Origin of the sequence: Amphibacillus jilinensis Y1 (genome assembly GCF_000306965.1) — a bacterium.
Classification (GTDB): domain Bacteria; phylum Bacillota; class Bacilli; order Bacillales; family Amphibacillaceae; genus Amphibacillus_C; species Amphibacillus_C jilinensis.
Genome location: NZ_JH976434.1, coordinates 287188 through 296727 on the forward strand (window position 1 = coordinate 287188; position 9540 = coordinate 296727).

Genomic DNA, 9540 nt, shown 5'->3' on the forward strand with positions numbered 1-9540 from the left:
AACAAGCGGGAAGCGCGATCGCTTCCCGCTTGACTGTTATTGCTATCAGATTTAACTAATTATAATGTTGAATTATAATTTAGCAAAGTATTCTAGTGTACGCACAAGTTGTGCAGTGTAAGACATTTCGTTATCATACCAAGAAACAGTTTTCACTAATTGTTTACCATCTACACTTATTACTTTTGTTTGCGTTGCATCATATAATGAACCATATGTCATACCAATGATATCAGAAGATACAATTTGATCTTCAGTATAACCGTAAGATTCATTTGCTGCTTTCTTCATTGCTGCATTAACTTCATCAGTTGTTACTTCTTTATCTAAGACAGTTACTAATTCAGTTAATGAACCTGTAGCAACAGGAACACGTTGTGCAGCACCATCTAATTTACCATTTAATTCAGGGATAACAAGACCAATTGCTTTAGCGGCACCCGTAGTATTAGGAATGATATTTTGAGATGCAGCACGCGCACGACGGTAGTCACCTTTAGGGTGTGGTGCATCTAATGTATTTTGATCCCCTGTAAAAGCGTGAATAGTTGTCATAAGACCTTCAACAATACCAAAGTCTTTATGAAGAACATCAGCCATAGGAGCTAAACAGTTCGTTGTACAAGAAGCACCTGAAATGACAGTCTCTTCACCAGTTAAGATGTCGTGGTTTACATTGTAAACGATTGTTGGTACATCATTACCACCTGGAGCAGAGATTACGACACGTTTCGCACCACCTTTAAGATGAAGCTCAGCTTTCTCTTTAGAAGCAAAGAAACCTGTACATTCTAATACGATATCTACACCTAAGTCTCCCCAAGGTAATTCTTCAGGGTTACGGTTTGAAAGGATTTTTACATCTTTACCGTTAACAGTAAAGTAACCATCTTTTACATCAACATCACCTTTAAAAGGTCCTTGTGTAGTATCATATTTAAGTAAATGAGCGAGCATGTCAGCATCAGTCAAGTCGTTAACCGCTACTACTTCAATCCCCTCTACTTCTTGAATACGACGGAACGCTAAGCGACCAATACGACCAAAACCATTAATACCTACTTTTACAGTCATTCTTGTTTCCTCCTTATGATTACATAAATTTATTTAAAGGGAAAATCCCTTTATTAACGCTTTTGCTGCAGCCTCATCAGTAATGAGGACGTTACTTTTTCCTTGTCTAAAATATGAATCAATTGCTTTAGCCTTGGATTCCCCACCAGCTATCGCAATTACTGTTCTTATCTTTGACAAATCTTCCAATTGCATACCTACAGTTCGAACTTTATAGACAACTTGACCATATCGATCAAAATAATAGCCAAAAGCCTCACTTACTGCTTTACCCGATTGTAACTTCGCTAAAACATCATTGGTTGCTTTGCGACGCTTTGCCATTGTTATCGCATCACCAATGCCGTGCATGACAATATCCGCTTGTCTAATGATATGTAAAATTTCCTTAACACCAGGCTCTTGAATAATTGAATGATAGGTTTCTTCACTCAAAGGGTCTGGTACATAAAGCAGTCGGTAATCGCCATGTACTTTCTTAGCCATCTCAGCACAAATCGTGTTCGCCTGATTCTCAACGCGCTCTCCTAAACCACCTCTAGCAGGAACAAACATGCAATTCATCGTCTTGACCATAGGTTTCATCATCATAGCTGCAGCTGCCATTGATGTTCCGCCTGTTACAGCAACGGTTGCACGGGGTGTAAGGCGCGACTGTAAGAAATCTATCGCTCTACGCCCTAAATCATGTTTAACCCATTCTTGCTTATCGCTGTCCCCGGGAGTAATTATAACATGATCAAGGTTTAATGTCTGCTTGATTTGATTTTCTAATACACGGAAATCGTTAATTTCTTCAACGTATGATGTTAATTCCATCATAATTTCTCTACCCGTTGCGGTTAAAGAAACACCTTTTGTACTAACAACCAGCATACCGTGTTGTGTTAAATAGTCTAATTCACTACGGACAACACGTTCTTTCAAATCAATTTGTTCTGATAAGCTACGTCTTCCAATCGGCTCTAGCAGTTGTATTGTGTGTAGGATTTGGTAACGTCTTAGCATGACTTCAAGTAGATCGGGGCATAGTAATTTTTGCAAATCAATTAGCGTCGGCATGCTTTGCCTCCCTCTCTCTATTATCAACGGGATGTTTTTCGTCCCGGAAGAACGTTTTTTGTCCCACATACAATAAAAAAATTCCAACACAATAATTGTAGCAGATCAATAAGCATTGCTCAAGTATTTCTTTTTTGCACGACAGGCTGCATCTAGTGTGCAGCCTGTCCCAAGAGCTAATATTCAATGTCTTCTACCATTTTCTTTAATATGCTAGAAGATTCTTCGAGTTGCTTTTGTTCGCGATCTGATAAATTAAGTCGTAATATTTCTCTAACACCAAATTCGTTAACAACAGCTGGGATTCCTAAATATACCCCGTCTAGTCCATATTCTCCTTCAAAGAGGGTTGAAACTGTTAAAATTGAGTTTTCATTGTACAACAATGCTTTGGTTAGCCTTGCTAAGCCCATTCCTATCCCATAATAGGTCGCACCTTTACGTTCTATAATATGATAAGCAGCATCTCTTACATTTTCAAAAATCTCCTGCATATCCCGGTCTTCATAATAATTTTCAATCCGGCCATATACATTTAGTGGTAAACCTCCTACTTGGACATGACTCCAAACCGGCAATTCTGAATCTCCATGTTCTCCGATGATATAGGCATGAACATTTCTAGAATCCACTTGAAAATACTCACTTAACAAATAACGAAAACGTGCTGTATCTAATATTGTACCAGAACCAATCACGCGCTCTTTTGCAAGTCCTGACACATCATAAGCCACTTGTGTTAACACATCAACAGGATTAGAGGCTACAACTAGAATACCTTTGAAGCCCGCCTCCATAATTTGTTCGACAATCCCCTTCATAATCTTTGCGTTTTTCGAAGCTAGATCTAGTCGTGTTTCCCCAGGTTTTTGGTTTGCACCAGCCGTTATTACAACAAGGTCTGCATCAGAACACTCTTCATATTCACCCGCTCTAATACGCATAGGCGAACCAAATGGCATACCATGGTTAAGGTCACGCGCCTCGCCATCTGCTCGCTTATAATCAAGATCAATTAACACGATTTCATTTACTATTCCTTGGTTTAATAAAGCATATGCATAGCTAGATCCAACAAACCCTGTCCCTACAATTACAACTTTTCTTGTCTTTGTGTAACCAATTGTCATACTAAACACCCCTTCTGTAAAAATGAAAGGCTTCCTATCAAAAGCTAAGCTTTTGATAACACACCTTATATAGATCGTAACATAATTTAGTATAGCTATCATTTTATCACAGATAACCATCCGTAAAACACCCCCTCGAAATAGGGAACAGATGTAAATCTATTCTAGGCGGGGATATCGGACGCTCATCTCCTGATTCAGCCAACTAACAATCAGCGGGTGGGTAAGATCGTAGACAAAACCGCCACATCTTTAAGAAGGATTACAGACTAAAACCGCCACGTCCTGTGGTAACGTCTGCATGACCTACATCCTGTAGGCCTCCGCCAACTGATTGAAGGTTCGTTTTATAGCATTAAATTTCATCTCACTTTACCATACCCTTTATTGCCAAAGATTATGTCTAAATCTGTTTTTATCACAGCTTACCTCCGTTAAACACCCTACTCAAAATGGAGCGTTGAGTAAATTTATTTAAGAGCGTGCAATGTCCAGATTCCCTCAACGATCAATCGGAAAAGTTTGAAAATACCTACTGATCAAAGGTTAATATTATAAGTACACATTATCCACCCTTTCTTTGCGTGAGGCGAATGTATTCTCTTTACTTAACTTTTTAAAAACTTTAATCAATATTGATTTTTTTGTGAAAGTTTTATATTCTCTTCATGTAAAAAAGGATTCTACATGGACACCATGCAGAACCCTTTTTAATTTATTGACCTTTTTTGCTGACTATATCTCATTAATATTTTATTCCATTTTATATCTATATTTAATAAATAAGCAAAATAGACAATGAAAATGACATTAGCCGAATATTGCCAAAAAGCAGAAAATCCATAAATATCTTGTAATGCATTTGTTTCCCAAAGGACTAGTATGGAAAGAAAAAACCAGTAAACATATTTCACAACATCACCTCCACTAAAACATTCGTGAAATAGTGTTGCACATATTATAGCTTATTTTCTTTAATAATGAAATATTAAAATTGTGTAAATATTGATATTACACTAGCATCTCACCCAGGTTAGACAAAAAGACGCAGGGCGCTTGTCTATGATAAAATGAACCCTTTTTCCTAAAAGAAAAGCAGAATGGGTAGTTAGTTGAAAATCCGAACATCAGTATAGCACTTTATACTTTAGTAAAATGCGTCCTTTATTCCGGAGAAGTCCTGATGCACTCAACTAACAATCAGTGGGAGAGCATTGCAGACTAAGACCGCCACGTCCTGCGGCAACGTCTGCATGACCTACATCCTGTAAGCCTCCGCCAACTGAATTGATCGTTCATTTTATAAATAAGCGATAAATGTCGTCGCAATAGTAAAATAGATAATTAAACCTAGAATATCATTAACAGTAGTAATAAATGGACCTGAAGCAATCGCCGGATCTAACTTTAATTTATTAATGACAACTGGAACAACAGCACCTATCACTGTTGAGAAACTCAATGTTAAAAACAGGGAGGCAGCTACAATAAAGGATAATGCAAAATTACCATAAACAATTGGGACTAAAATCAATAGTACGATGCCAGTAATAACACCGAGCATAATACCAGTTCCAAATTCTCGCTTAACTGCATGTAATAAACCTTTCTTTTCAAAAGAATCTGTTGCAATTGCGCGTACAACAACTGCTAGTGATTGTGTTCCCGCATTACCTGCTGAGTCCATGATTAAAGGAATAAAAGCGGCAAGGATGACAACCTGCTCTAAGGACTCTTCAAATGAATTGATTACACCACCAGTAATAAAACCAAAAAATATTAACATAACAATCCATGGTGCACGTTTTTTCGCTGCTTGGAAAGAACTTATATTAATATCAATAGCCCCTTTAGCTGCGATAAATTCATCAAAGTCTTCTGTAACTTCCTCGTCCATTACTTGCATAACATCGTCAACAGTAATAATACCGGTTAAGACATCTTCTTTCGTAACAACAGGGACCGCTAAAAAATCATATCGCTTCATTAATTTTGCAACATCTTCTTGATCCATATCTATTGTGACAGTAACAATGTCTGTTCCCATAATATTTTCAACTGTTTCAAACGCTGGTGCTATAATTAAATCACGCAAGGATAATACACCTACAAGTCTTGATTTTTGGTCAAGCACATATAAATAGTATATCGTTTCTGCATCAGGTGCTGAAAATCTTAAATTATCAATAACCTCACTGACTTTGTCTGTAGACTTTATCGTGACGAATTCTTTCGCCATGATTCCACCAGCTGTTTCAATAGGATAACTTAATAATTCGCGAATAATAATTGCTCGTTCTTTATCCATTGAATTTAATATTTTACTCGCTTCAAAAGTTTCCAATTCAGCCAGCAAATCAGCTACTTCATCGGTCGGGATAGCATTAAACAGTTCAGCAATATATGCTTCATCTAATTCTAAAATGATTTGCTTTTGTCTTTCTAAATCTAGCCCTTCAAACAATTCAGCAAATTCTTCACCTGAAATTAATCCATACAAACGATCTCGCAATTGACGATTTAACTGAACAAAAATGTCAAGTTGATTCGTTGGATGGAGTTCTAAAAAAAGCTCTCTAAATTTATCTTTATTTTCTTGTTTCAAATAATGTAGCACATCAGTTGCATAATCTTCTCGGTTTAATTCTTCAAATTTGACCATATTGGATCCTCCTCATTTAGAGACCCGACACCGACAAATACGGTAGAGGTCTTTTTATACTGCTCTGCCTATAACTCGAATCAGGATCTGTACAACTTCCCATACCGCATTCCCCCTTTTTAATATGGTTAAATCATCAAGTTTTAGCCTTACGCTACCCTCAGACATAGAAAAAGCCCACCCTTGAATGAAGGTGAGCTTTATTATTTAAGTGCATCCCAAATAACCTGATCGCCTCCATTCGTAGAGCTTTAGCACTGTGCGGCATAGGATCAAATCCAGCTACATTAAAAACCACCTTAATTCGATAGTCTCTGTTGACCCATTGGCGTCTTTGGACGTTTTTGGGCAGTAGCATATCTCCAGCACAGGAGCCTCACCTAACGAGGAATTATAATATTACATTCACCATCATAAAGTATCGATCTTGTAATGTCAATTGCTAAATTCCAACTGGCGAACCCTAATAAAAAATGTTATGCTATTCTAAAATTTTTCTGAAAAAGTGAGGTTTACTATGTTACAGTCTACCAAGATAATCGTGATTTCACTTATTATCTTTCTATATACTGCAATTGCAACAACTGTTCTTTCGTCGAGTCTATTGGATACTATTGGTGTTAGAATCACGGAGCTACTCAATAACTTCTCGCTTACACCTGTCGTTAGCTACTTATCATTTATTGGTACGATTGAATTTGTTCTTACCATTTCAATGATTGTAGTTATTAGTCTCATTTATAAAAAGCGATGGGACGTTGCTATCTTGTTTATTGTTATGTCTATCGGCGGGGTGTTTTTGAACTATCTACTCAAAGTAATATTCCAACGTACACGCCCAGGCTCAGAACGGATGATTCATTTTTTTAACATTGAATTTGAGCTGGTCTCCTTTAGCTTTCCAAGTGGACATACGATGAGAACGACTATACTATTTATGTTCATTATCTTCCTTGTTTATCAATTTCAAGCAAATAAACGATTAAAAATAGTTGTTCTGTCACTTGGAATAGCAGCTATTATAGGTGTAGCATTAAGTCGGATTATTTTAGAGGCACATTACTTAACAGATATTCTAGCCGCTATAAGCATATCGGTTGCGTGGTTGTCGACATGTATAAAGCTTTGGATCAACAAAAGATCCAAACTCCAATATAGAAGCATACCTTAGAGAGGCAACCTCAAATCTTTGATGCTACCTACTGTGAGACATGAATGACAAGAGGTTGCCATAACATAAGGTAACAATTTAAAGGCTGATTATCATTAGAACATCAACACTTCGACTTCCACATAGGATTACTTTTAACTAAATTCCTTCTTGTTTGAATCTTAACTGCCCTAATTACTTGAGACTTTACTGGAGAGTAAAGCTTTACATGCATCAGCACACGCATAGCAGGCTTTAGCACATTCTTGACAGTGATCGTGTTCATGTTTAGCACATTCATAGCCACACACCTGGCATGCTTCAATACACAATTTTGCGTAGCTTTCAATAAACTGAGTATCGAAGAATAAAGCTTGCTCAAATTGAGCACAAATCGTTGCACATTCTTGGTTCGTCTGAATACATCTAGCCATATGATTTGCATCTTCTTCGAAACAAGAACGATAACAATATAGGCACGCTTCTCGACATTTTTGCAATGCAGCCACTACAGATTGATATTGCTCATTGCTCATTAAGTATCACTCCTTTTCATTGATTTTCTTTTACCACTAATGTAAATTTTTAAACGATATTTGTGTAAAAAGTCTGTGATAAACACAAATAAAACAAAAAGTGGAGAGCTCAAAAACCATATATTCGCTGACGGATGAGAAAATGGACCGAATTTACATAAGCGTAAAATAGGTGTGGTGCAAGTCTTTGGATTGTGAAGGTTAATTTAGCGTTCACTCGAATGATCAGTGATAGGCAAACAGAAAGTGAGAAACGAATCATGCGTTGTATGTATGGTCATGCATTTGAGACTTGAATGACTTAAAAAAAAAGTGCTTAATAGTTGTACAAAAACTCCAAGTAATAAGTGAACTGCCCGCTGTCTACTTGACAGGGAGCAGTTCAAAGCATTTGCTTAGAGCTTTTTTATTTTCTATTTTGAGGCTTAGTCCGTTCTATTAGCATTTTTTCGGTATTTTATTTCGATCGAGTTCGACTGGTGTCATCGGTTCATTCGCAAATTCATGTTCAAAGCGTCGTGGCGATGTTTCTTTAATTGTTTCATGATCATTGCGCCCTTTACGTTTTTTAGCTTTTTTTTCATGACTCATCACTATCACCTCCACGATCATTAGTTTGTCCCGTTGTAAGCCGACTATCCCCATAGCTATATGGATAGATTTCCATAATGAGGACAATGCTCTATAACATCCAGAGTTTTAAGTTTAGTTCTTTTGATTTCAATTGGTAAGGTCTCACCTCAGAAAGCAAAGCATGAATAGAGTGAACCAACACTAGCAGTGGTTCACTCTATTTTAAAAAGAAGCTTATTTACAATGGAAGCTACCTACCTTATCCCACCCTTGACGTCATGCTTATTTTTTATATTGAGCATGATTCTTATTTCTTCTAGGGTTGGATATCAATTCATCAGCAAATTCATGTCCGTAATCTCTTGACAATGTTTTATCCACTTCTCGATGATCACTTTCACGCTTTGCACATTTACATGAATCTTTTTCTTTATGGTTATTTTCCATCATAAATCACCTCCAGTTATATTGTGAGTGAAAATAAAGAATATATGTACGGATATTGATTGGTAACTTAATCAATTTAATACATAATTCAGTACATAAAACGATGCTTGAATCAATGGATGGTTTCCGTGATAAATAGGTTTGATTTGGCTAAATGTGTTAAGTTTGTTATAGTGGAACAGTAAAAAAATGACCGACCAAACATTGGTCACTATATTTTAGGAGGATTTTATTATATGTCGAACATCCAAGAGAGTGCGAGTGCACTTGAGCAAGCTATCCGTGATAGCGAAGAATTTAACAGCTTGAAAGCTGCTTATGATGCAGTGATGAGTGATGAAATCGCAAAGAAAATGTTTGATGATTTTCGTAATACCCAAATAGAACTTCAACAAAAGCAAATGCAAGGTCAAGAAATTACTGAAGAAGAAGTTGATCAAGCACGTAAAGTTGTTGAAACTGTGCAACAACATGATCAAATTTCTAAACTCATGGACGAAGAACAACGTGTAAATGAGTTAATCAATAATATTAGTCGTACGATTACAAAGCCATTAGAAGAACTTTATGGCGCACAAGACTAATATTAAAAAACATAAAACCATTAGGTCTATCTATGGCCTAATGGTTTTTATCTATTCTAAATAAAAAAGGAAGGTTCTCTGTCAAATGTGGTGGTGTAATGTTCACTCCACCATTCATCTTTGTTAAAAGCTCTTTTTCCATAAAGTAGTGCTATTGCTAAGCCGCAGAGGGAAATATACTCGCTTTCCGCGGACGAACGCCCAAGCCTCCTCGCAAAGACCGCTGTGGGGTCTCGGTCGCCCGTTTTTCCGCAGGAGTCTCGCATATTTCCTCTGCTATGTGCTATTTCAAACGAGAGCCTTTTTAACCTCTTGTTGCCAT

At 37.0% G+C, this 9540-nt stretch carries 11 protein-coding genes and 1 riboswitch; of the genes, 2 read left to right on the forward strand and 9 right to left on the reverse strand.

Annotated features, from left to right (window positions below; genetic code table 11):
- Window positions 1-72 precede the first annotated feature (72 nt).
- From gap to mgtE, 5 genes are all read right to left on the reverse strand, one after another.
- Window positions 73-1074, reverse strand: coding sequence for a type I glyceraldehyde-3-phosphate dehydrogenase (gene gap / locus B494_RS0101985; RefSeq protein ID WP_017470683.1), 1002 nt, complete (start codon window positions 1072-1074; stop codon window positions 73-75).
- Window positions 1075-1107: 33 nt separating this feature from the next.
- Window positions 1108-2136, reverse strand: coding sequence for a sugar-binding transcriptional regulator (locus tag B494_RS0101990; RefSeq protein WP_017470684.1), 1029 nt, complete (start codon window positions 2134-2136; stop codon window positions 1108-1110).
- A gap of 176 nt (window positions 2137-2312) precedes the next feature.
- The gene (locus B494_RS0101995) at window positions 2313-3266 is read right to left on the reverse strand and encodes an L-lactate dehydrogenase (protein WP_026065115.1); all 954 of its coding nucleotides are present in this window, start codon (window positions 3264-3266) and stop codon (window positions 2313-2315) included.
- Between the two features lie 710 nt (window positions 3267-3976).
- The gene (locus B494_RS0102000; RefSeq protein WP_017470686.1) at window positions 3977-4180 is read right to left on the reverse strand and encodes a hypothetical protein; all 204 of its coding nucleotides are present in this window, start codon (window positions 4178-4180) and stop codon (window positions 3977-3979) included.
- Window positions 4181-4566: 386 nt separating this feature from the next.
- Complete coding sequence (gene mgtE, locus B494_RS0102005; RefSeq protein ID WP_017470687.1) at window positions 4567-5928, reverse strand: magnesium transporter; 1362 nt, start codon at window positions 5926-5928, stop codon at window positions 4567-4569.
- 228 nt (window positions 5929-6156) lie between these two features.
- Window positions 6157-6323, reverse strand: a riboswitch (M-box (ykoK) riboswitch).
- A gap of 122 nt (window positions 6324-6445) precedes the next feature.
- Here mgtE and B494_RS0102020 point away from each other — a divergent pair.
- Window positions 6446-7099: a phosphatase PAP2 family protein gene (locus tag B494_RS0102020; RefSeq protein WP_017470690.1), complete on the forward strand. Its 654-nt coding sequence runs from the start codon at window positions 6446-6448 to the stop codon at window positions 7097-7099.
- Between the two features lie 170 nt (window positions 7100-7269).
- Here the strand turns inward: B494_RS0102020 and B494_RS0102025 are convergent, their stop codons facing one another.
- The 3 genes from B494_RS0102025 to B494_RS20925 form a co-directional block, all read right to left on the reverse strand.
- Window positions 7270-7614, reverse strand: a complete 345-nt coding sequence (locus tag B494_RS0102025) for a four-helix bundle copper-binding protein (RefSeq protein ID WP_017470691.1) — start codon at window positions 7612-7614, stop codon at window positions 7270-7272.
- 438 nt (window positions 7615-8052) lie between these two features.
- On the reverse strand, window positions 8053-8205 hold the full coding sequence (locus B494_RS20760; protein ID WP_017470692.1) for a hypothetical protein: 153 nt from the start codon (window positions 8203-8205) through the stop codon (window positions 8053-8055).
- 264 nt (window positions 8206-8469) lie between these two features.
- Complete coding sequence (locus tag B494_RS20925; protein ID WP_161603082.1) at window positions 8470-8637, reverse strand: hypothetical protein; 168 nt, start codon at window positions 8635-8637, stop codon at window positions 8470-8472.
- A 233-nt stretch (window positions 8638-8870) separates the two neighbouring features.
- On the opposite strand from B494_RS20925, the gene B494_RS0102040 reads away from it, so the two are divergent.
- Window positions 8871-9218 (forward strand): YlbF/YmcA family competence regulator, encoded by a 348-nt coding sequence (locus tag B494_RS0102040; RefSeq protein ID WP_017470694.1) that lies wholly within the window; start codon window positions 8871-8873, stop codon window positions 9216-9218.
- A gap of 56 nt (window positions 9219-9274) precedes the next feature.
- Here the strand turns inward: B494_RS0102040 and B494_RS21320 are convergent.
- On the reverse strand, window positions 9275-9540 hold a 266-nt coding region (locus tag B494_RS21320), incomplete at its 5' end, for a hypothetical protein (RefSeq protein ID WP_033193459.1).